The sequence below is a fragment of the Terrabacter aeriphilus genome (genome assembly GCF_039542985.1).
In the GTDB taxonomy this organism is placed as follows: Bacteria; Actinomycetota; Actinomycetes; order Actinomycetales; family Dermatophilaceae; genus Terrabacter; species Terrabacter aeriphilus.
This window is the reverse complement of sequence record NZ_BAABIW010000020.1, coordinates 46,466-68,125: the sequence shown is the minus strand read 5'-3', so window position 1 is coordinate 68,125 and position 21,660 is coordinate 46,466. Positions and strand designations below refer to the sequence as shown.

General features: G+C 72.3%; 23 protein-coding genes and 2 tRNA genes. 11 read left to right on the top strand and 14 right to left on the bottom strand.

All coding sequences use genetic code 11. The features are described from left to right. The first annotated feature begins 6 nt into the window (after nt 1–6). The 7 genes from ABD979_RS15775 to ABD979_RS15745 all read left to right on the top strand — a co-directional run bounded on the left by ABD979_RS15775 (nt 7) and on the right by ABD979_RS15745 (nt 6,698). A complete protein-coding gene (locus ABD979_RS15775; protein ID WP_345508457.1) occupies nt 7–777 on the top strand; it encodes a DUF4129 domain-containing protein in 771 nt (256 codons plus the stop codon). Further along, nucleotides 774–1,370 (top strand): hypothetical protein, encoded by a 597-nt coding sequence (locus ABD979_RS15770; protein ID WP_345508456.1) that lies wholly within the window; start codon nt 774–776, stop codon nt 1,368–1,370. Before ABD979_RS15775 ends, ABD979_RS15770 begins: the two co-directional genes overlap by 4 nt. A gap of 3 nt (nt 1,371–1,373) precedes the next feature. Further along, entirely contained in the window at nt 1,374–2,363 is a 990-nt protein-coding gene (locus tag ABD979_RS15765; protein ID WP_345508455.1) for an AAA family ATPase, read from the top strand. A 3-nt stretch (nt 2,364–2,366) separates the two neighbouring features. Then, the gene (locus tag ABD979_RS15760; protein WP_345508454.1) at nt 2,367–3,680 is read left to right on the top strand and encodes a DUF58 domain-containing protein; all 1,314 of its coding nucleotides are present in this window, start codon (nt 2,367–2,369) and stop codon (nt 3,678–3,680) included. A 4-nt stretch (nt 3,681–3,684) separates the two neighbouring features. Continuing rightward, nucleotides 3,685–4,317 carry a hypothetical protein gene (locus ABD979_RS15755; protein ID WP_345508452.1) on the top strand — a complete coding sequence of 211 codons (633 nt, stop codon included), beginning with the start codon at nt 3,685–3,687 and terminating at the stop codon, nt 4,315–4,317. Between the two features lie 92 nt (nt 4,318–4,409). After that, a complete protein-coding gene (locus tag ABD979_RS15750) occupies nt 4,410–5,060 on the top strand; it encodes a TetR-like C-terminal domain-containing protein (RefSeq protein ID WP_345508450.1) in 651 nt (216 codons plus the stop codon). Between the two features lie 90 nt (nt 5,061–5,150). Further along, nucleotides 5,151–6,698 (top strand): DHA2 family efflux MFS transporter permease subunit, encoded by a 1,548-nt coding sequence (locus ABD979_RS15745; protein ID WP_345508448.1) that lies wholly within the window; start codon nt 5,151–5,153, stop codon nt 6,696–6,698. A 154-nt stretch (nt 6,699–6,852) separates the two neighbouring features. On the opposite strand, the gene ABD979_RS15740 is transcribed toward ABD979_RS15745, so the two are convergent. The 8 genes from ABD979_RS15740 to tig all read right to left on the bottom strand — a co-directional run bounded on the left by ABD979_RS15740 (nt 6,853) and on the right by tig (nt 13,476). Continuing rightward, the gene (locus ABD979_RS15740; RefSeq protein WP_345508446.1) at nt 6,853–7,494 is read right to left on the bottom strand and encodes a hypothetical protein; all 642 of its coding nucleotides are present in this window, start codon (nt 7,492–7,494) and stop codon (nt 6,853–6,855) included. 43 nt (nt 7,495–7,537) lie between these two features. Further along, nucleotides 7,538–8,815: an ATP-dependent Clp protease ATP-binding subunit ClpX gene (gene clpX / locus ABD979_RS15735; protein ID WP_345508444.1), complete on the bottom strand. Its 1,278-nt coding sequence runs from the start codon at nt 8,813–8,815 to the stop codon at nt 7,538–7,540. A gap of 146 nt (nt 8,816–8,961) precedes the next feature. Beyond that, on the bottom strand, nt 8,962–9,654 hold the full coding sequence (locus tag ABD979_RS15730; RefSeq protein ID WP_345508442.1) for a hypothetical protein: 693 nt from the start codon (nt 9,652–9,654) through the stop codon (nt 8,962–8,964). Between the two features lie 127 nt (nt 9,655–9,781). Continuing rightward, a complete protein-coding gene (locus tag ABD979_RS15725) occupies nt 9,782–10,036 on the bottom strand; it encodes an acyl-CoA-binding protein (RefSeq protein ID WP_345508440.1) in 255 nt (84 codons plus the stop codon). Nucleotides 10,037–10,173: 137 nt separating this feature from the next. Further along, entirely contained in the window at nt 10,174–10,827 is a 654-nt protein-coding gene (locus tag ABD979_RS15720; protein WP_345508439.1) for an ATP-dependent Clp protease proteolytic subunit, read from the bottom strand. 34 nt (nt 10,828–10,861) lie between these two features. Next, nucleotides 10,862–11,500 carry an ATP-dependent Clp protease proteolytic subunit gene (locus ABD979_RS15715; RefSeq protein ID WP_345508438.1) on the bottom strand — a complete coding sequence of 213 codons (639 nt, stop codon included), beginning with the start codon at nt 11,498–11,500 and terminating at the stop codon, nt 10,862–10,864. Between the two features lie 235 nt (nt 11,501–11,735). Then, nucleotides 11,736–11,978: a hypothetical protein gene (locus ABD979_RS15710; protein WP_345508437.1), complete on the bottom strand. Its 243-nt coding sequence runs from the start codon at nt 11,976–11,978 to the stop codon at nt 11,736–11,738. Nucleotides 11,979–12,132: 154 nt separating this feature from the next. Then, nucleotides 12,133–13,476, bottom strand: coding sequence for a trigger factor (tig, locus tag ABD979_RS15705; protein ID WP_345508436.1), 1,344 nt, complete (start codon nt 13,474–13,476; stop codon nt 12,133–12,135). Between the two features lie 138 nt (nt 13,477–13,614). On the opposite strand from tig, the gene ABD979_RS15700 reads away from it, so the two are divergent. Then, entirely contained in the window at nt 13,615–14,130 is a 516-nt protein-coding gene (locus tag ABD979_RS15700) for a hypothetical protein (RefSeq protein WP_345508435.1), read from the top strand. Nucleotides 14,131–14,134: 4 nt separating this feature from the next. Here the strand turns inward: ABD979_RS15700 and ABD979_RS15695 are convergent, their stop codons facing one another. Together ABD979_RS15695 and ABD979_RS15690 are read right to left on the bottom strand one after the other, a co-directional pair. Next, nucleotides 14,135–14,431, bottom strand: a complete 297-nt coding sequence (locus ABD979_RS15695) for a DUF2087 domain-containing protein (protein WP_345508434.1) — start codon at nt 14,429–14,431, stop codon at nt 14,135–14,137. A gap of 45 nt (nt 14,432–14,476) precedes the next feature. Next, nucleotides 14,477–14,550 (bottom strand) — tRNA-Gly (locus ABD979_RS15690). A 126-nt stretch (nt 14,551–14,676) separates the two neighbouring features. Between ABD979_RS15690 and ABD979_RS15685 the strand changes: the two genes are divergently transcribed. Beyond that, nucleotides 14,677–14,750: transfer RNA gene (locus ABD979_RS15685), tRNA-Pro, on the top strand. Between the two features lie 97 nt (nt 14,751–14,847). Here the strand turns inward: ABD979_RS15685 and trmB are convergent. Genes trmB through ABD979_RS15665 form a run of 4 tightly spaced genes read right to left on the bottom strand, consistent with a single transcriptional unit; the run spans nt 14,848 to nt 17,911 of the window. Next, nucleotides 14,848–15,552 carry a tRNA (guanosine(46)-N7)-methyltransferase TrmB gene (trmB, locus tag ABD979_RS15680; RefSeq protein ID WP_345508433.1) on the bottom strand — a complete coding sequence of 235 codons (705 nt, stop codon included), beginning with the start codon at nt 15,550–15,552 and terminating at the stop codon, nt 14,848–14,850. A gap of 32 nt (nt 15,553–15,584) precedes the next feature. Further along, complete coding sequence (locus ABD979_RS15675; protein WP_345508432.1) at nt 15,585–16,700, bottom strand: PP2C family protein-serine/threonine phosphatase; 1,116 nt, start codon at nt 16,698–16,700, stop codon at nt 15,585–15,587. 47 nt (nt 16,701–16,747) lie between these two features. Beyond that, on the bottom strand, nt 16,748–17,230 hold the full coding sequence (locus tag ABD979_RS15670) for a ribose-5-phosphate isomerase (RefSeq protein WP_345508431.1): 483 nt from the start codon (nt 17,228–17,230) through the stop codon (nt 16,748–16,750). Between the two features lie 45 nt (nt 17,231–17,275). Then, nucleotides 17,276–17,911 carry a mycothiol-dependent nitroreductase Rv2466c family protein gene (locus ABD979_RS15665; RefSeq protein ID WP_345508430.1) on the bottom strand — a complete coding sequence of 212 codons (636 nt, stop codon included), beginning with the start codon at nt 17,909–17,911 and terminating at the stop codon, nt 17,276–17,278. A gap of 138 nt (nt 17,912–18,049) precedes the next feature. Between ABD979_RS15665 and pepN the strand changes: the two genes are divergently transcribed. Both pepN and ABD979_RS15655 read left to right on the top strand, forming a co-directional pair. Then, nucleotides 18,050–20,623: an aminopeptidase N gene (gene pepN / locus ABD979_RS15660; RefSeq protein ID WP_345508429.1), complete on the top strand. Its 2,574-nt coding sequence runs from the start codon at nt 18,050–18,052 to the stop codon at nt 20,621–20,623. Nucleotides 20,624–20,728: 105 nt separating this feature from the next. Next, nucleotides 20,729–21,652 carry a mechanosensitive ion channel family protein gene (locus ABD979_RS15655; RefSeq protein ID WP_345508428.1) on the top strand — a complete coding sequence of 308 codons (924 nt, stop codon included), beginning with the start codon at nt 20,729–20,731 and terminating at the stop codon, nt 21,650–21,652. Nucleotides 21,653–21,660: the final 8 nt, after the last annotated feature.

Sequence of the window (21,660 nt, the reverse complement as noted above, 5' to 3'; positions counted from 1 at the left end):
TCCCGCATGTCGAGACGGGGGGTGCTGGCCGCGGTCCTCGGGGGTGTCGTCGTCATGGCCGCCCTCGTCGTGGCCGCGCTCGGCAAGCCCCTGCCGCTGCTCTCCCGGCCGGTGCAGAGCGAGACCGTGACCCGGCTGCCGACCATCACGACGAGCACGGTGGACGCGACACCGTCGCGGCCACCGACGTCGGCGGCCGCGACACCGCTGGAGCCGTCGCCCTTCCTCATCGTGCTCGTGCAGCTCGTGCTCGCCTTCACGGTCATCGTCCTGCTCGTCGTGGTCGTGCAGCTGCTCCGCTCCCTGCTGCGCAAGCCGCACGTCACGGTGCACGAGGAGCCCGACTTCACGATCCCGATCGTGCCGACCGAGCTGCTCGAGACCGCCCGGTCACGGCTGCTCGACCTCGAGACCGGCGAGCCGCGCAACGCCATCGTCGCCGCGTGGCTCGGCCTCGAGTCGTCGGCGTCCGCCACCGGCCTGCCACGGCTGCCCGCCGAGACCTCGAGCGAGTACACCGCGCGGGTGCTCGGCGTCTGGCCCGTCGACGCCGAGCGGCTCGCCGACCTCGGCGCGCTCTTCCGCGAGGCCCGCTTCTCGGTGCACCCCCTCGGCGAGCCCGAGCGGCGCCGGGCCGTCGGCGACCTGCGGGTCCTCATCGACGACCTCGAGCGCGTGGCCGCGCAGCAGGCCGCTCGGCGGGCGGAGCAGGAGCCGACCGGCTCGAGCGGGCCGAGCGGGCCGAGCGGGCCGAGCGACGGGGGGACGCGGTCGTGACCGGCGTGCCTGACGACCTCCCCCCGCGCGTGCGCCCCCTGCCCCGCGGTGCCCGCCAGCGCCCGCCGAGCCGCGTCGCGGCGACCGTCGCCCTGCTGCGGCCCTGGCGCCGCCGGCTCGTCTGGCTGGTGCTCACGTGGGTGGCGCTCTCGCTCCTCACCGCCGCGCTGGGCCTGCGCCCCGACGTGCCGGTGCTCCTCGCGATCCTCGTCTCGGTCGCCGGCCTCGTCTGGCACCTCGTCGACCACACGGCGCCGCAGCACCTGACGACGTGGCCCCTCGTCGACGGCGACCCGGCCGGGCGCGCCCGTGGCAGCGACTTCCGCGTGACCAACCTCGCCGGCCGCCTCGAGGCCGCGAACACCCGCGGCGAGGGCCGCGAGGCCCTCGTGCACGACCTGCACGTGCAGCTGCAGGTGCTCGTCCGCGAGCGCCTCTACGCGCGGCACGGCATCGTGGCGGAGGAGGAGCCCCGGTGGGCGCAGGGCGTCACCCCGCCCGAGCTGTGGGACCTCCTCGTCGGGCTGCCCCCACCCGACCTCTACACGCCCCGGCGCCTCGACCCCATCCTCCGACGAATCGAGCAGTGGTAGCGCATGACCGAGATGAACCTGACCCGCGTGGGCGAGCTCGCCGGCGCCGTCCTCGACGAGGTCGACCGCGCCGTCGTCGGCAAGCGGGAGGCGCTGCGCCTCGTCCTGTCCGGCATCCTCGCGGGCGGGCACGTGCTCTTGGAGGACTTCCCCGGGCTCGGCAAGACGCTCGCGGCCCGCAGCTTCGCGCAGGCGCTCGGCCTCGACTTCAAGCGCGCCCAGTTCACCCCCGACCTGCTGCCCGGCGACATCACGGGGTCGTTCATCTACGACCAGCGCTCCGCGGACTTCGAGTTCCGGCCCGGGCCGCTCTTCGCCGGGCTGCTGCTCGCCGACGAGATCAACCGCACGCCGCCCAAGACGCAGTCGGCCCTGCTCGAGGCCATGCAGGAGAAGCAGGTCACCGTGGAGGGCCGCACCTTCCCGCTCCCCCGCCCCTTCCACGTGCTCGCGACCGCGAACCCCGTGGAGTACGAGGGCACCTACCCGCTGCCGGAGGCGCAGCTCGACCGCTTCCTCATGCGCATCTCCTTCGGCTACCCCACGCTCGACCAGGAGTGGCAGATCCTCGCCAACCGCATGACGCGCCAGCGCGAGGAGCAGGAGCTCGACCCGGTCGTCGACGCCGAGCAGCTGCTCGCGATGCAGGCCGCCGTCGAGGCGACCGTCGTCGACGAGTCCGTCGGCCGCTACTGCGTGGCGCTCGCCGCGGCGACGCGCACCCACGGCGACGTGCTCATGGGCGCCTCACCGCGTGGCGCGCTCGGCCTGCTGCTGTGCTCGCGGGCGTATGCCGTCATCGACGGTCGCGACTACGTGACCCCCGAGGACGTCAAGGCCGTCGCCGTGCCCGTGCTCGCCCACCGGATCACCGTCAAGCCGGAGCTGTGGATGGGCAACGCGTCCGGGTCGGGCGTCGTCGAGAGCCTGCTGCGCACGGTGACGGCGCCCTCGGCCCGCGAGCACCTCGGCTCCGACCCGGCAGCGGGCTGACCCGTGCAGACCTGGCACCCGCGCCGGACGGCCGAGCGACGTCTCGGCGCCTGGGAGTCGACGGCGGCGCACCAGCGCGCCATCGTGCTCGCCGCCGTGGGTGCCATCGCGGCCGTCCTCGGCCGCCGCGCCGACCTGCTCGTCATCGTGGCCCCGCTCGCCGTCGCGGCGGCCTGGGGGCACCTCGCCCGGCCGCGCAGCGACGTGACCGCCACGGCGCGGCTCGGCGAGACCACCCTGCGCGAGGGCGCCGTGACCGGTCTCGTCGTGCGCACCGAGCCGGCCGACGCCGACGTGCACGGTGTCGTGACGCTCGCCCGGTCGGCCTGGATGGAGCGCAAGCCCTCGAGCGGCATCGCGGAGCTCGAGGACGGCGTCGCCGTGCTCGGCCTGCGCTCGACCCGGTGGGGGCGCCGGCGCATCGGCACGGTGAGCGTCGCCCTCGTCAGCACGTGGGGCGCCTTCCGCGTGGGGCCGGTCGACCTGCCCGACCTCGACGCGGCGACGCTGCCCGTGCCGGCCGCCTTCGACGCGAGCGCCCCGACGCCGCACCCCCGCGGCATCGTCGGGCTCAACCGCTCGAACCGGCCCGGCTCGGGCTCGGAGTTCAGCACGATCCGGGAGTTCCACCCGGGCGACCGGCTGCGCCGCATCCACTGGCCGGTCTCGATGCGCACCGGGCGGCTGCACGTCACGTCGACCTTCACCGACGAGGACGCCCACGTCTTCCTGCTCGTCGACTGCTTCAGCGACCTCGGGCCCCGCGAGGGCATCGACGGCCGTCCGACGAGCCTCGACGTCACGGTGCGGGCGGCCGGGGCCCTCAGCGAGCACTTCCTGCGCAGCAACGACCGGTTGACCCTGCGGACGGTCGGCTCGGCCGAGGTGCCGACGCTCGGCACCGGCTCGGGCACCAACCACCTGCGCCGGGTGCTCGACACCCTGGCCGCGATCTCCCCCGCCACCGAGCGCCGCGACACCGGCGAGCGCGCCGTCCGGGCCGTCGACGCGAACGCCCTCTGCCTCGTGCTCTCGCCGCTCGTCGAGCCCACCATGGTGACGCTCGCGCACACGCTCGCCGCACGTGGGCGCACGGTCGTGGTCATCGACACGTTCCCGGAACACCTCGCCCGCAACCCGGACAACCCCTACGAGGCCCTGGCCTGGCGGATGCGCCTGCTCTCGCGCGACGCCGAGGTGCACGGGCTGCGCCTGCGGGGCGTGCCCGTCGTGCCGTGGCGCGGCCCCGGTTCGCTCGACCAGGTGCTGCGTGACGTCGCCCGGCGCGCGGCCGCCCCCCGGATGGCGAGGCGGTGACCCGGTGACCGTGCCCGCCGCCCCTGACCCCCGCGAACCCCGCGGCCCCTCCGACGCCGGCGCCCCCGTCGACCCCACCCTGCCGACCACCCATCCCGTGCGGCGCACGCTCCGGTTCGGCGCCGGACCGGAGTGGTCGCTCAGCCAGCTCGGCGCGGCCGCCGCGGGCATGGGCGGGGTGGCGCTCTACCTCGCCGGCCTGTCGGTCGCGGCGGGCGGTTTCGACGCGATCTGGTGGGCCCTCGTGCTCGTGCCGCTGCTCACCCTGTCGTGGGCCGGCTCCGCCGCGCCGCTCGCCCTGTGGGCGCTGCTCCTGCTCGGGTGGTTCGTGCTGACCCCCGCGGGCAGCTTCTCGTGGTGGTCGCTGCCGGCCGCGCTCGGCGCGGTCGGCGCGCACGCCGCGGCCGCGCTGGCGGCGTCCTCCCCGCCGGCCGGCTCCTTCACACGGCGCACCGTGCGGCGGTGGGTGCGCCACGCGGCCGTCGCTGCCGCAGCCGCCGTCCCCGTCGCCCTGCTCGCCGGAGCGCTGTCGGCGCGGCCGCTGGGACTCGTGCCCGCGGCATACGTCCTCGGGCTCGGCGGCGTCGCCGTCGGCCTGTGGCTGCTGCGCACGAGCCCGCCCACCACCCCCGGCTGACTCCACCGCTGGCACGCCGCTTGCCCCGGACGGCGCGACGACCTACCCTTCGATGAAACGAAACAGTTTCGTTTCATCGAGAGGAGGCCAGCATGGGTGAGCGCACCGGCACCGACGGCACCGCCGCACCCGAGCCCCTCCCCACCAGCCGCCCCCGGGTGGCCGGTGACCGCGAGGTCGAGCTGCTCGAGAGCGCGATCGAGGTGCTCCGCGAGGTCGGCTACGACCGGCTCACCTTCGACGCCGTGGCCGCTGCGGCCCACGCGTCCAAGGCGACGCTCTACCGGCGCTGGCCGCACAAGCGCGACCTCGTCATCGACGCGGTCGGCCTCTTCATGGACTGCCCCGCCGAGCAGGACCCCGACACGGGCACCCTGCGCGGCGACCTGCTCGCCCAGGCCTGCGCCCGGGGCGGACTCGACGACGACGACGTCGTCGACACGTGGAGCGCGCTGCTCCCCGTCATCCACCGCGAGCCCGAGCTGGCCCGCGGCATCCACGAGCGGTTCGTGGCCCCGAAGATCGAGGCCGCCCGCGTCATCTTCGACCACGCCCGCCAGCGGGGCGAGCTGGGTGCCGACGCCGACGTCGACACCCTCCTGATGGTCCTGCCGGCCCTGTCGATCCACGAGGCGCTGCTCTCGGGGCGTCGACCCGGGCCGGAGCGCATCGCCGAGTTCGTGGACACCGTCGTCCTCCCGGCCTGCGCGGCCAGCCTCGTGCCGCGACCTGAGCGCCGCTGAGCCGGCCGGCACCACGCGCGGCCTGCGCCCCGGCGCCGGCCGCCCCACCCCACCTCCACGTCACCACCTCGCCCTGAAAGAGGAACACCCATGTCTTCGACCACCGTCGACGAGGTCGAGGAGCCGTCCGGCTCCTTCACCTCCCACGACACCCCTCCGAAGCGGCTCGGCCTCGCACTCTTCGTCATCTGCGCCGCGCAGCTGATGATCGTGCTCGACGGCACGATCGTGAACATCGCCCTGCCCCACATCGAGCGCGACCTCGGCTTCAGCCAGGCGAACCTGCAGTGGGTCATCACCATCTACACGCTCGCCTTCGGCGGCGTGCTGCTGCTGGGTGGCCGTCTCGGCGACCTCTACGGCCGCCGGCGCATGTTCGTCTGGGGCGTCGCGCTGTTCACGCTCTCCTCGCTCGTCGCGGGCGTCGCCCAGAACGAGGCGATGATGCTCGGCGCCCGTGCCGTGCAGGGCCTCGGCGGTGCGCTCGCCGCGCCGAACGCGCTCGCGCTCATCACGACCACCTTCCCGGCCGGCAAGGAGCGCAACAAGGCCATGGGCGTGTTCGCCGCCATGTCCGGCGCCGGCGCCGCGATCGGCCTCATCCTCGGTGGCGCGCTGACCGAGATCGACTGGCGCTGGAACTTCTTCATCAACCTGCCGATCGGCATCGTCGTCGCGTTCTTCGCCCAGCGCATCCTCACCGAGTCCGAGGACGGCCGCGGCTCTCTCGACGTGCCCGGTGCGATCACCTCGATCGTCGGCCTCTCGGCGCTCGTCTACGGCCTGACCCACGCGGCCAGCACCTCGTGGGGCGACGCGACCACCGTCGCCTACCTCGCCGTCGGCGTCGTCCTGCTCGTCGCCTTCGTCGTCATCGAGACGCGCGTCGCGCACCCGCTGCTGCCGATGCGCATCCCCGGCGACCGCACACGCGGCACGTCGTACTTCGTCATGCTCATCGTGGGCGCCGGCATGTTCGCGATGTTCTACTTCCTCGGCATCTACATCCAGACGATCCTCGGCTACTCCGCCCTCAAGACCGGCCTCGCGTTCCTGCCGTTCTCGGTCGGCATCGTCGTGGCCGCGCAGGTCGCCTCCTTCCTCATCTCGCGCGTCGACCCGCGCTGGATCTCCGGCGCGGGCGCCGGCTTCGCCGCGGTCGGCATGTGGGGCTTCACGCACCTGACGCCGCAGAGCACGTATGCCGCCAACCTCCTGCCGTGGATCGTCGTCCTCGCCTTCGGGCTGGGCCTCATCTTCGTGCCGCTCACGCTGACGGCCGTGCACGCCGTCGAGCACGAGGACTCCTCGGTGGCCTCGGCCGTGCTCAACACGATGCAGCAGGTCGGCGGCACGCTCGGCCTCGCGACGCTGAGCACGATCTTCGTCAACAACATGGGCGACAAGGTCGCCGAGCTCACGGCCCGCCTGCCGCAGGGCGGTCCCGCGCCGAGCAAGGAGGCCGTGGCGGCCGCGCAGCAGGCGATCGCCCACGAGGCCTTCACCTACGGCGCGAGCCGGGCCTACCTCGTCGCGGCGATCATGATCGCCGTCGGCGGCGTCGTGACGCTGCTCTTCCTCACGGTGCGCCACGGCGAGCTGGCGTCCGACGGGGCAGCCCCCGCCCACATGGGCTGACCCCCCGCTTCAACCGTCGAGTGGCCACTCTTTGCGACTTCGGTCGCGTCGAGTGGCCACTTCTCGTCGATGGCTCTGGCCTCTCGACCGGCCCGCACCCACCAATGGTGGCCTCTCGACGGGGGCGGACCCGCAGAAACTGGCCTCTCGACGGTCAGTGGGGGTCGGGCTGGACGGTGAGCCAGGGGACGTCCCAGCCACCGAGACGCAGCGTCCGGCTGGCGAACGCCGCCTCGTCGAGGTCGACGACGCGCCCGATCGAGGGCTCGTAGACCGCGAGCTCCGGGCCCCCGCCCCCGGCCGACGGCAGCACGAGCACGACGTGGCGCGGCGCCCAGGCGTTGCCGACGTAGAGCAGCGCGGGCGCGCCGGGGCGCACCCGGGTGCGCAGGGCGGCATGCGCCTGCGCCAGCCCCGCCGGGCCGCGGGTGCGCAGCCAGCCCACGCCGTAGGGCGTGCCGGGGTCGGCGGCGCCGTGCTCGAGCTCGCGGCGGGCGCCCCACGGCGGCGTGCCGAGCGCGCGGGGCCACGGCAGCTGGGGCCGGGCGCCGGGGCCGAGGGCGGCGTTCGTGCGCCCCGCAACGACCTGCTCGTACGCCGCGAAGCGCCCGGTCGGCGTCCCGGGGTCACGGGCGTCGGCGACGACGCCGAGCGGACGGATGCCGTCACGCACCCAGCGCGCGAGCGCGGGGTCGCGCAGCATCCGGGCGACCGCGAGCGACGCGGAGCCGCACGTCGTGCTCGTCTGCTGCACGGGCGCGCTGTCGCCGGCGGCGAGGTGGAAGGCTGCGGCCACGGGTCAGATTCCCCTCACCCCGAGCGGCGAGTGCGCCTGCGGCTCAGGCGGATTCCTTGCGCGGCCGCTTGGCGCGGGGCTCGGACTCGCGGCGCACGATCGTCGGGTTGACGTTGTCGAGCACGACCTCGCGGGTCACGACGACCCGGGCGATGCCGTCGTCACTCGGCACGTCGAACATCACGGGGAGGAGGACCTCCTCCATGATGGCGCGCAGGCCGCGGGCACCGGTGCCGCGCAGCAGGGCCTGGTCGGCCACGGCCTCGATGGCCTCGTCGGTGAACTCGAGGTCGACGCCGTCGATCTCGAACATCCGCTGGTACTGCTTGACGAGCGCGTTGCGCGGCACGGTGAGGATGTTGACGAGCGCCTGCTGGTCGAGTGGCGCGAGGGTCGTCAGCACGGGGAGGCGGCCGATGAACTCGGGGATGAGTCCGAACTTCAGCAGGTCCTCCGGCATGACGTCCTGGAAGCTGTCCCCCAGGTCCTTCGGGTTGTGCAGGGGCTGGCCGAAGCCGAGGCCCTTGCGGCCCGAACGCGACTCGATGATCTTCTCGAGGCCGGCGAACGCGCCGCCGACGATGAAGAGCACGTTCGTCGTGTCGATCTGGATGAACTCCTGGTGCGGGTGCTTGCGCCCGCCCTGCGGGGGCACCGAGGCGGTCGTGCCCTCGAGGATCTTGAGCAGTGCCTGCTGCACGCCCTCGCCGGAGACGTCGCGGGTGATCGACGGGTTCTCGCTCTTGCGGGCGATCTTGTCGACCTCGTCGATGTAGATGATGCCCGTCTCGGCCTTCTTGACGTCGTAGTCGGCGGCCTGGATGAGTTTGAGGAGGATGTTCTCGACGTCCTCGCCGACGTAGCCGGCCTCGGTCAGGGCCGTCGCGTCGGCGATGGCGAAGGGGACGTTGAGCATCTTCGCGAGGGTCTGCGCGAGGTAGGTCTTGCCCGAGCCGGTGGGGCCGATGAGCAGGATGTTCGACTTGGCGATGTCGACGTGGTCGTCGTCGCGCTTGGCGGCCTCTCCGGCCTGGATGCGCTTGTAGTGGTTGTAGACGGCCACGGCCAGCGACTTCTTGGCGACGTCCTGGCCGATGACGTAGTTCTCGAGGAAGTCGAAGATCTCACGCGGCTTCGGCAGGTGGTCAAGGCCCAGCTCGCTGCTCTCGGCGAGCTCCTCCTCGATGATCTCGTTGCAGAGGTCGATGCACTCGTCGCAGATGTAGACACCCGGCCCGGCGATGAGCTTCTTGACCTGCTTCTGGCTCTTCCCGCAGAAAGAGCACTTGAGCAGGTCCCCGCCTTCTCCGATGCGTGCCACCGATTCGCTCCTGGTCCGTTCGCGCCGAACGCGAGGTGCACTCGGCCGGCCCCGGACGTGGGGCCGACTCCATTAGACGACGGCGCAGGCCGCCACCGCTCGCGCAACGCCGTTTGTCCGCTGATGGCGGACAAACGACGACCGTGTCACTTGAACGACATTCCAGTCGAATTGTCCTCTCCCGCACCGTCCCCGGGGCGGCGCGCGCGGGGCGGGCGGGGCTCCGCGGCGTGGCGGCGTCCCACGACGAGGCCGAGCACGACGGCGAGGGCGAGACCGCCCACGGTGACCCCGACGAGCCCGAGGAGGGCGATGGTGAGCATGCCGAGCGGGCTCGCCCACCACGACCACCGCTGCGCCACCTCCGGCACCGCGGCGCCCGGCACCGCGGCGCCAGGCGCCGACCGGTCGTCGACGGGCGCCGCACCGGGCCCGGCGGAGGACGTCATGGCCGCGGCGTCGGCCGTGCCGGCCGGAGCCACGTCCTGGCAGCCGCCGGCGCGGAGCCCGCCGTCGACGACGTCGAGCGCGAAGACGTACGACCTGCCCGCGGTCACGTCCTCGTGCGAGTACTGCGTGGCGAGGACGTGGGCGGTGCGCGGCGCCGTGCCCCGGTGGACCGCCGCGACCTCGACGCTCCACACGACGTCGTGGGGGCTCTGGGCGCCCCCGGGGTCGTCGACGTCGGCGAGCCGGCCCGCGAGCACGACGTCGGAGTCGGCCACCACCTCGGCGGCGCTGCGCCCGGCGCACGACGCGGAGGCGCCCGGGGCCGTGACCCCGAGGCCGACCGCCACCAGCCCGGCGACGGCGACGACGCGAACGGCATACGCCCTCATGGGCCGAGAGTACGGGCCGCGCCTCGCGGCACCCGCCTCCCCCGGCCGGCCGTGGCTGGATCGTTGTGGTCGGCGCGGCCCGGACGCCACCACATTCCGGCCACGGCTGGACGTGCGGCCGGCCGCGTCAGCCGGCGGTGAGGTCGCGCACCACGGCGACGTACTGCTCCTGCGCGGCCTCGGGCGAGGTGCCGGCCAGCTTCGCCCAGGCGTCGTGCTTGGCCCGACCGACCGGGTTGGTGAAGCCGGGCCGCGAGCCCGTCACGTCGCCGGAGGTCGCCTGCTTGAAGAGGCCGTAGAGCCTCAGCTTCACGTCGTTGCCCGGGTCGCGGGTCAGCCCCTTGACCGCCTCGACCGCCTGCTCGAACTCCGCGCTCGCCATGCCGCACCTCCACCGATCGACTGCTGCCGTCACCCCATCCAAGCAGGTGGGGCGGCGGGCGAGCAGGTATGCCGCAGGGCCGGGTCCCAGCGGAACCCGGCCCTGCGGCATACCTGCTCGTGACGACGAGCGGCGGCTCAGTTCTCGAGCGAGGCCTTGCGCGAGGCGAGCACCTCGTCGATGAGGCCGTAGGCCTTGGCGTCCTCGGACGAGAGGATCTTGTCGCGCTCGATGTCGCTGCGGACCTGCTCCGAGGTGCGACCCGTGTGGTGCGCGAGGGTGTCCTCGAGCCAGGTGCGCATGCGCAGGACCTCGTTGGCCTGGATCTCGATGTCCGAGGCCTGCCCGTAGTCGCCGCCCGAGAGCGCCGGCTGGTGGATGAGGATGCGCGCGTTCGGCAGGGCGAAGCGCTTGCCCGGCGCACCGGCGCCGAGCAGCACCGCGGCGGCCGAGGCGGCCTGGCCGATGACGAACGTCTGGATGTCGGGCCGGACGAACTGCATCGTGTCGTAGATCGCCGTCATGGCGGTGAACGAGCCACCCGGGCTGTTGATGTACATGAGGATGTCGCGGTCGGGGTCGAGCGACTCCAGCACGAGCAGCTGGGCGATGATGTCGTCGGCCGACGCGTCGTCGACCTGCACGCCGAGGAAGATGATGCGGTCCTCGAAGAGCTTGTTGTAGGGGTCGGACCGCTTCATGCCGTAGGAGGTGCGCTCCTCGAACTGCGGCAGGATGTAGCGGCTCGAGGGGCCGGGCACCGCGAGGCGGTTGGTGGGTTCGATGTTCATGTGTGTCTCCAAGTCCTGGTTCAGGCCGCCGCGGTCAGTTCTCGTCCTTGGCGTCGGCCTGGCCGACGCCCTTGCCCTCGACCGCCTGGTCGGCCCGGCTGAAGACGTGGTCGACGAAGCCGTACTCCTTGGCCTCCTCCGCGCTGAACCAGCGGTCGCGGTCGGAGTCCTTCTCGATCTGCTCGACGGTCTGGCCGGTGTGCTCGGCGATGAGCCGCGCCATCTGCTTCTTGACGTAGAGCATCTGCTCGGCCTGGATCTTGATGTCGGTCGCGGTGCCGCCGATGCCGCCCGAGGGCTGGTGCATCATGACGCGGGCGTGGGGCGTCGCGTAGCGCTTGCCCTTCGTGCCGGCCGAGAGGAGGAACTGCCCCATCGAGGCGGCCATGCCCATCGCGACGGTGGCGACGTCGTTGGGGATCCAGTTCATCGTGTCGAAGATGGCCATGCCGGCCGAGATCGACCCGCCGGGGCTGTTGATGTAGAGCCAGATGTCCTTCTCGGGGTCCTCGGCCGAGAGCAGCAGCAGCTGCGCGGCGATGGCGTTCGCGTTGTCGTCGCGCACGTCCGACCCGAGGAAGATGATCCGCTCCTTGAGCAGGCGGTTGTAGATGTGGTCGTCCAGACCACCCGGCATGCCGTTGCCGTTGGCGGAGGTCTCCGAAATCACCATGTCTCCATCGTCGAAGTGGTCCAGCCTCCCGCCACGGGATGTGGCGCCGGCTGGCTCGTCACTGACCCTAACGCCCGACCCCTCGGCCGGATTTCCCGAATCGCGCCGTGTTCGCCGTGAGCGCACAAACCTGAGCCGGTGCCGCGCAACCGTCCGTGTGCGCGCGGGGGCCTGACGACACGCGCGACCCCGCCGCGGCCGTATGCCGTCGGCGAGGTCGGGTGTCGGGGCGCGGTCAGTCGTTGAGGCCGTTGTCCTGCCCGGACTCGCCGAGGTCGGAGGTGTCGCTCGTCTCGGAGTCGCTGCTCTGGTCGGAGACCTGGTCGAACGAGCCGTTGCCCGCCGCCTGGTCGAGCGAGCGGTCGCGGGGCTCGTCGGTGGCGTTGCTGCCGTCGAGGTTGCCCCGCTCGGCGTCGTCGCCCGAGCCCTGGGCCGCCGCGCTGTCGCCCTCGGGCGGGTTGGTGTCGTCGTTGCTCATCGGTGGGGCTCCTTCTCCGGGTGCGTCTGATCCAGCGGCCACCGGCCGGCGGCTCCCCTGCGACGTACCCCGGGGGCGGGCGGCGCTACCCGGGGACGCGTGAGGCCGGCCCCCGTGCGGGGACCGGCCTCAGGCTCCGGAGTGGAGGGGACGCTCAGGCGTCGGCCTTCTCGGACGTGGCCTCGTCGGCCTCGACGCCCTCGACGGCGGCGTCGTCGTCGTCACCCTCGGTGCCGGGGACGGCCTCGTTGAGGTCGACGACGTTGCCCGCGGTGTCCTTGACGGAGACCTTCTCGAGCACCGTCGCGAGCGCCTTGCGGCGGGCGACCTCGGCGACCATGGCGGGGATCTGACCCTCCTGGTCGAGCGACTGCGCGAACTGGTTCGGGTCCATGCCGTACTGCTGCGAGCTCATGACGAGGAACTCGATGAGCTCCTGCTGCTCGACCTTGACCTCTTCCTTCTCGGCGATGGCGTCGAGCACGAGCTGGGTCTTGAGGCCCTTGCGGGTGCTCTCGCCGACCTCGGCGCGGTGCTCGTCGTCCTCGAGACGACCCTCGCCCTCGAGGTGGCTGTGCACCTCGGCCTCGACGATGCTCTCGGGGATCGGCACCTCGACCTTCTCGAGGATGGCCTCGAGCAGCTGGTCGCGGGCGGCGACGCCCTGGGCGAACTTGGCGTCGACCTCGGCCTTGGCCGTGAGGTCGGCCTTGAGCTCGTCGAGGGTGTCGAACTCCGAGGCCAGCTGGGCGAACTCGTCGTCGAGCTCGGGAAGCTCGCGCTCCTTGACCGCGGTGACGGTCACGGTGCAGTTGGCCTCCTGGCCCTCCTGGTCGCCACCGGCGAGCGGGGCCGTGAACTGCTTGGTCTCGTCGGACGTCATGCCGACGAGCGCCTCGTCGAGACCCTCGAGCATGTTCTTGCTGCCGACCTCGTAGGAGACGCCGGTCACCTCGTCGATCTGCTCGCCGTCGATCTCGGCGGACAGGTCGATGGAGACGAAGTCGCCGTCCTGCACGGCGCGGTCGACGCCCTTGAGCGTGCCGAAGCGGGCGCGCAGGTCGGTGAGGCGCTGCTCGACGGCCTCGTCCTCGACCTTGACCTCGTCGACCGTGAGCTCGATGCCACCGAAGTCGGGCAGGTCGATCTCGGGGCGCTTGTCGACCTCGGCGGTGAAGACGAAGTCCTCACCGTCGGTGGCGGGCACCTTGAGGTCGGTGATCTCGGGCTGGCCGAGCGGGCGCACTTCGTTCTCCTCGAGGGCCTGGCCGTAGAAGGTCGGCAGGGCGTTGTTGACGGCCTCCTCGAGCACGGCGGCACGGCCGACACGCTGCTCGATGATCCGGGCCGGGACCTTGCCCTTGCGGAAGCCGGGCACCTGGATGTGCTCACCGATGTGCTTGATAGCCGCGTCGAGGCTCGGCTTGAGCTCCTCGAACGGGACCTCGACGGTCATCTTGACCCGGGTCGGGCTGAGGGTCTCGAGCGCACTCTTCACTGCGGGGTACTCCTGGGGTGGTGCCGACGTGGTCGTCGACGGTGAACGGACGGGCCAGCGCACCATGCTATAGGCCGGGGGCCGGATGGCTAAATGCGCGGATCGTCCAGGCCCTCGGTCCGCCTATGCTCGGGCCCCATGAGCACCACGCCGAGCCCCTTCGCCTCGCCCGAGCGCGCCACGCTCCGACCGATCCAGATGGTGTGCGTCGCCGTGGGCATGGGGGCGCCGATGCTGAGCGCGGTGCGCATCCTCGTCGACCCGGCGGCACCGATGCCCTCGCCGTGGGCGGTCGCGCTCGTGCTCGCCACGCTCGTCGCCGCGGCCGTGCTCATCCGCTGGGTCGGGTATGCCGTTCCCTCCCTGCCGCTCGGCCTGCCCCGTGAGAACGCCGAGGCCACCAGCCTGCGCTACTTCACGTCGACGACGACCCTGCGCACGGCGCTCGCCGAGGCCCCGGTGCTCGTCGCGTTCGCGGCCTCGTTCCTCTTCACGCCGCACACGTGGCTGCCGCTGCTCATCGCGCTGCCCGGCGGGTTCGCGCTCTTCTGGGTGCACGCGTGGCCCTCGCCGCGCACCGCCGCCGCGGTCGAGGCGGGCCTCGAGGCCGACGGCGCCGAGAGCCACCTCAGCGAGGCGCTCGGCTTCCGCTGACGGGTCAGTCGACGGTGCCGCCGCTGCGCCAGTAGCTGCCGTCGGCTCGATCGAGGAAGCCCTCCTCGACGAGGTAGCGGCGCAGGGCGGCCACGTCCGGGTGGAACGCGCGGAGCCGGTTGTTGACCTGCGTCTCGTCGTAGCGCTCCCCCGGCTCGAACTGCTGCGAGAGCAGGTCGAGCACGACGAGCCGCTTGCGGATCTTCGTCGGGATGCTCGTGAGCGAGCCGTCGGGGGCGAGGAAGGCGCGCAGGACGGCGTCGCGGTCGCGGAGGGCGTCCTGCAGGTCGGGGCGGAACATGCGGCCACCGTAGGAAGCGCCCGACCCCGGGGTCCAGCGCTTTTGTGGAGCGGGCGACGAGAATCGAACTCGCGTAATCAGTTTGGAAGACTGAGGCTCTACCATTGAGCTACGCCCGCGAGGAGCCGGTCCTGCCGGCATCCGAGGCACGAGCCTACTGGTTCGCGTCCGGCCGCTGAAATCGACAGGCCCCGGTCGCGGTCCCGCGTCAGACCGCGCTCGGGTCCGTTACGATTCCGACGCCACGGGGTGTGGCGCAGCTTGGTAGCGCATTGCGTTTGGGACGCAAGGGCCGCAGGTTCAAATCCTGTCACCCCGACTCACCGACAGGGCCCGCTGGCAGCGACGACCTCGCCTCCAGCGGGCCTGTCGCTCGTCGCGGCAGGGCGGTCCGTCAGTCCGCGGTCAGCCCGCGGTCAGTCCGCAGGCAGCAGGTCGAAACGCAGCTCGTTGATCGTGCGTCCGGCGGCGATCCCCTTGGCCTCGAAGCCTGCACCCGGTCGCCAGGCGGGACGACCGACGCGTCGGGCCTCGAACCGCGGGTGCGCGGCGACCTGCTCGAGCGCGTGCTCGGCGTAGAAGTCCTGGTCGGTGGCGACGAGCACGTGACCACCGGGCTTGAGCACCCGGGCGAGCTCGTCGAGGTTGGACCGGCTGACGAACCGGCGCTTCGTGTGCTTCTTCTTGCGCCACGGGTCGGGGAAGAAGAGGTGCACGGCGTCGAAGCTGGCGGGGGCCACCCGCTCCTCGAGGAAGAGCACCGCGTCGCCGATCTCGACCCGCAGGTTCGGCACGCCGGCCTCGTCGGCGTCGGCGAGCATGCGGGCGAGGCCCGGGGTGTGCACGTCCATGGCCACGATGTCGTGCTCGGGGAACGCGGCGGCATACGCGATGGCGGCGTGCCCGTGACCGCAGCCGATCTCGAGGACGACGGGGGCGCTGCGCCCGAAGGCGGTTGCGGCATCGAAGGGGCCGTCGGGCAGCGACCGGGCCGGGGCGAGGCGCTCGACGCGGTCGAGGGTCAGCGTGGAGAGCCGGCCCCGGCGCACGAAGGTGCGCACCCGGGCGGGGGTGACGCCGGGCGGCAGGTCGGGCAGGTTCGTCGGGGGTCGCTCGCTCACCCCGGCATCGTAGTGACGCGCGCGGCGCGCTCTCAGCCGCGCCAGATGACGACGACCGCGCGGTCGTCGCCCAGGCCGGCCGCCGCCTGGTCGCACAGGCGCTGGGCCAGGCCCTCGAAACCGGTGCGGATGAAGGACTCCGCGCGGCCGAGCATGCGGTCGATGCCGTCGACGAGGGCCTTGTCGCGCGCCTCGATGACGCCGTCGCTGTAGAGCACGAGCGCGTCGCCGTGGCGGATCGTGCCGTGCTCGCGCGGGAAGTCGGCCTGCTCGATGACGCCGAGCAACGGACCGCGGCCGCCCTCCAGCATCCGCCACCGACCCGAGCCGGCGGCGAACTGCACGCCCGCGGGGTGGCCGGCATACCCGATGGTGAAGTCGCCGCTCTCGAGGTCGACGGCGACGTGCACGGCCGTGGCGAAGCCCTCGCCCCAGCGCAGGCGCAGCAGGTGGTTGTTCGCCGACTGGAGGAAGCCGCCCTGGCTCATCTCGCCGAGCAGGCCACCGAGGGCGCCGGAGAGCAGGAGCGAGCGGGTGCCGGCCTCGCGGCCCTTGCCGGAGACGTCGACGAGCGCGATCTCGAGCGTGCGGCCGTCGGTCGAGCGGCTCGCGACGACGAAGTCACCGGCGAAGCCGTCGCCGTAGGCCGACTCCAGCGCGACCTCGGCGCCCCACGGCGCGGGCAGCGGGGGCAGCTCGCCCTGCGCGCGCAGGCGGTCGCGCATGTCGACGAGCATCGACTCGCCGCTCACCCCGACGACGCCGACCTGGGCCCGCGCGTGCGAGAGCCACATCATCAGCGCCATCGTCGCGACGGTGACGACCTGCGCGCCGGCGGTGGTCGTCTTCGCCGAGCCGAGGTAGGCCCCGAGGATCGCCATCGACAGGAACAGCCCGATGTAGACGACGAGCAGGAATCGCGGCTCGAGGAAGAGACCCGCCGCGACGACGATGAGGCCGTAGACGCCCCACGGCACCCGGTCCGGCCAGATGAAGATGCCGGCACCCGCGCAGACGCTCACGAGCACGAAGAAGGTGACGAGCACCCAGGGTGAGTGGCTGAGCGTCGGGCCGAGCATTCGCAGGCGACGGACGGGTCCGGCAGCGTAGCGCGCGCGCCGAGAGACGATGCTCTCGTTGGTGGCCACGTGCCTCCCTTGCTGGGCCTGGGGGGACCGGCCCGGAGGCGGCGTCCTCAGCGGTCTTCCGAGGCCGGCAGCGCCGGCACGTTCCCCGTCGTCTCGTACGCCGAAACCATACCCAGACGCCGACGGTGGCGCTCCTCATCGCTGAATTCCGTGGCGACGAACGTGTCGACGATGGCCTTGGCGACGTCGTCGGACGTGAACCGCGCGCCGATCGAGACGATGTGGGCGTCGTTGTGCTCGCGCGCCAGGCCTGCGAGCTCGGCGCTCCACGCGAGCGCCGCCCGGATGCCGGCGACCTTGTTCGCGGCGATCTGCTCGCCGTTGCCCGACCCGCCGAGCACGACGCCGCGAGAGCCCGGGTCGGCCGCGACGGCCTCGGCCGCACGCAGCACGAAGACGGGGTAGTCGTCCTGGGCGTCGTAGTCGTGGGGGCCGTGGTCGACGACGTCGTGACCGGCCTCCTGCAGGTGCGCGACGAGCGTCCGGTGGAGCTCGTACGCCGCGTGGTCGCCGCCGATGTGAATGCGCATGGTCGTCCTCGGTGTCGTGGGGGTGACGGGTCGGTCGGAGTCGTGTCAGTCGAAGACGGGGCCCTGGGTGCGGGTCCGCTTGAGCTCGTAGAAGCCGGGGGTGCCGGCGACGAGCACGCAGCCGTCCCAGAGGCGCGCGGCCGCCTCGCCCTTGGGGGCGGGCGTGACGACGGGGCCGAAGAAGGCGACGCCCTCGACGGAGATGATCGGGGTGCCGACCTCCGTGCCGACGAGGCTGATGCCCCGCTCGTGGCTGTGCCGGAGCGCGTCGTCGTGGGTCTCGCGGTGCGCCTCCTCGGCGAGCTCCGCCGGCAGTCCGACCTCCTCGAGCGCCTCGCGGACGACGACGTCGTAGTCCTTGACCTGGCCGAGGTGGATGCGGGTGCCCATGGCGTCGTAGAGCGGCTTGACCACCTGGTCGCCGTGGGCCTGGGCGGCGGCGATGACGACGCGCACCGGTCCCCACGCCGTCTTCATCATCTCGCGGTACGAGTCGTCGAGGTCGTCACGGTCCGCGTTGAGCACGGCGAGGCTCATGACCGACCACGTCACCTCGATGTCGCGCACCTTCTCGACCTCCATGAGCCAGCGCGAGGTCATCCAGGCCCACGGGCAGATGGGGTCGAACCACATCTCGACCTGGTTCGTCGTCGTCGGGGTGCTCTCGTTCACGTCGGTCATGGCGCCATCATGGCACCCGCCGCCGGGCCGACAATCCGGTGGTGGGGCGCTCGGGGTTCCGTGCGAGGATGGCCCGCGACGGCGGCCGTCCGACCGATGATCCGTCGCGCACTGCATCCGTCCCCAGGAGGTCCCCACGTGCCCGGCAAGAACCTGACCCGCGAAGAGGCGGCGAGCCGCGCAGCGATCCTGCACGTCGACGCCTACGACGTCCGTCTCGACCTCACGACGGGACCCGAGACGTTCCGGACCGTCACGACGGTGCGGTTCACGTGCTCCGACCCCGGCGCCGACTCGTTCATCGACCTCATCGCCGACTCGGCGCAGCGGATCACCCTCAACGGCACCGACCTCGACGTGGCGGAGGTCTTCGCCGACTCGCGGATCGCGTTGCGCGGCCTCGCCGCCGAGAACGAGCTGACCGTCGACGCGACCGGCCGCTACACGAACACCGGCGAGGGCCTGCACCGCTTCGTCGACCCGGTCGACAACGAGGTCTACCTCTACACGCAGTTCGAGGTGCCCGACTCGCGGCGCATGTACGCCGTCTTCGAGCAGCCCGACCTCAAGGCCGCCTTCAGCTTCACCGTGACCGCTCCGGCGCACTGGAAGGTCATCTCCAACTCCCCCACGCCCGAGCCGGAGCCGGCCGGCGTGGCCGACGGCGTCGAGGTGGCCACCTGGGCCTTCGCGCCGACGCAGCGCATCTCCTCCTACATCACGGCCCTCATCGCCGGGCCGTACGACGAGGTGCGCGACGAGGTGCAGACCCGCAAGGGCGTCGTGCCGCTCGGCGTCTTCTGCCGCAAGTCGCTGACCCAGCACCTCGACGCCGACAACATCTTCGACTGCACCAAGAAGGGCTTCGCGTTCTTCGAGGAGGAGTTCGACCAGCCGTACCCCTTCGAGAAGTACGACCAGATCTTCACGCCCGAGTACAACATGGGCGCGATGGAGAACGCCGGCGCCGTCACCTTCGTCGAGGTCTACGTCTTCCGCTCCAAGGTCTCCGAGGCCAAGATCGAGCGCCGCGCGCTGACGATCCTGCACGAGCTGGCCCACATGTGGTTCGGCAACCTCGTGACGATGAAGTGGTGGGACGACCTCTGGCTCAACGAGTCCTTCGCCGAGTGGGCGTCGACGACGTGCCAGGCCGAGGCTACCGAGTGGACGAGCGCGTGGACGACCTTCGGCACGTCCGAGAAGGCGTGGGCCTACACCCAGGACCAGCTCTCCTCGACCCACCCGATCGCGGCCGACATGCGCCACCTCGAGGACGTCGAGGTCAACTTCGACGGCATCACGTACGCCAAGGGCGCCTCGGTGCTCAAGCAGCTCGTCGCCTACGTCGGCCGCGAGCCGTTCGTGGCCGCGCTGCGCGAGTACTTCCGCAAGCACGCGTGGGGCAACACGACCCTCGCCGACCTGCTCGGTGAGCTCGAGAAGGCCTCGGGCCGCGAGCTGACCGCGTGGAGCAGGCTGTGGCTCGAGACCGCCGGCGTCAACACGCTGCGCCCCGTCTTCGAGGTCGACGCCGACGGGCGCTACAGCTCCTTCGTCATCACCCAGTCCGCGACGGCCGAGCACCCCACGCTCCGTCCGCACCGCATCGGCATCGGCCGGTACGCCGTGCGCCCGGGTGACGCGGGAGACGTGCTCGAGCGCGTCGGCTACGACGAGGTCGACATCGCCGACGAGCGCACCGACCTCGCCGAGCTCGTCGGGCAGGAGCAGCCCGACCTGCTGCTGCTCAACGACGACGACCTCGCCTACGGCAAGATTCGCCTCGACGAGCGCTCGCTCGCCACCGCGCTCTCGCTCCCCCGCGGGTTCACCGACTCGCTGCCTCGCTCGCTCGTGCTCGGCGCCACGTGGGACATGACCCGCGACGGCGAGATGCCGGCGCGCGACTTCGTCCGCTTCGTGCTCGAGTCGCTGCCCGGCGAGACCGACTCGACGCTGCTCCGGGTGCTCCTCGGGCAGGCGTCGACGGCGGCCCGGCTCTACACGGCTCCCGAGCACCGCGCCGAGACGGGCGCACTGCTCGCGACCTCGCTCCGCGCGCTGGCCGAGTCGGCCGAGGCCGGCAGCGACGCCCAGTTCCAGCTCGTCGAGGCCTGGGCCGCGGCGACGGCCGACGCCGCCGACGAGGCCCGGCTGCGCGCCCTGCTCTCCGGCGAGGAGGCCCTCGAGGGGCTCACCGTCGACACCGAGCTGCGGTGGACGCTGCTCAAGGCCCTGGCCGCCCTCGGTGTCGCGACCGACGCCGAGATCGACGCCGAGCTCGACCGCGACCCGACCGCCACGGGCAAGGAGCGCGCCGCCGAGGCACGCGCCGCCCGCCCCACGGCCGAGGCCAAGGCGCAGGCGTGGGCCGACGCGGTGGAGCAGAACGTGCTCTCCAACCAGATGGTCGAGGCCGTGAGCGCCGGCTTCCGTCGCAGCACCGACCTCTCCCTCCTCGAGCCCTACGTCGAGCGGTACCACGCGATGCTCGTCGACGCGTGGGCCGAGCGCAGCGTCGCGATCGGCGAGCGCGTGGTGGGCGGCTTCTACCCGTTCTCCCTCGCGAGCCAGGAGCTCAAGGACGCCTCCGACGCGTGGCTCGCCACGCACGCCGACGCCGCTCCCGGCCTCGTGCGCACGGTGGCCGAGAACCGCGACACCATCTCGCGCGCGCTCGTGGCCCAGGAGCGCGACCGCCGCGGCTGACCCGTGCACGACGCCCTCACGACCGTCACCCTCCTCGCCCCGCGGGCGGCGGACCCCACCACCGGTCCGTCGCCCGCCACCCCGAGTCCCTCCCAGGAGCAGCCCGTGGACCTCTCGATGCCCGACGTCTCCGGCCTCACATGGTCGGGCGTCGGCGACTGGCTCGTCGGCACCCCGCTGCTCGTCATCACCGTGCTCGTCGTCGGTGTCATCGCCCGCTTCGTGCTGCACCGGCTCATCAACCGGGTCGTCACCACGGCGACCTCCAAGCGGGCCGAGCGGCTGACCACCCTGCCGGGCGCCGGGCGGGCGCTGCAGGCCGTCGGCGTCGCCAACACCCGGCACGTGCAGCGCACCCAGACGATGGGGGCCCTGCTCAAGAGCATCACGACGTTCGTCGTCGGCGGCATCACCGTGCTCACGGTGCTCTCGCTCGTCGGCATCCCGCTCGGGCCCATGCTCGCCTCGGCGAGCGTCGGCGGCGTGGCCCTCGCCTTCGGCGCGCAGAGCCTCGTCAAGGACTTCCTCTCCGGCGTCTTCATGATCGTCGAGGACCAGTACGGCGTCGGCGACGTCATCGACACCGGTGAGGTCATCGGCACGGTCGAGAACGTCTCGCTCCGCGTCACCCAGCTGCGCGACGCCAACGGCATGACGTGGTACGTGCGCAACGGCGAGATCATCCGGATCGGCAACAAGACGCAGGGCTGGTCGACGGCCCTCGTCGACATCCCGATCGCCTACGACCAGGACGTCGAGAAGGCGATCCGCACGATCCGCGACGTCGTGAGCGGGCTCGACGACGACGAGGCCTGGAAGGACGTCCTCCTCGAGGAGCCCAACGTCGTGGGCGTCGAGTCGATCGCCAACGGCGCCATCACGATCCGCATCATGGCCAAGACGGTCGCGAACGAGCAGTTCGGCCTGCAGCGCGAGATGCGCGAGCGGATCAAGCTCGCCCTCGACCGCGCCGGGGTGCGCAGCCCCCAGACGATGATGCCGCCCTACGGGGGCACGCAGCCGCACTGACGGGGGCT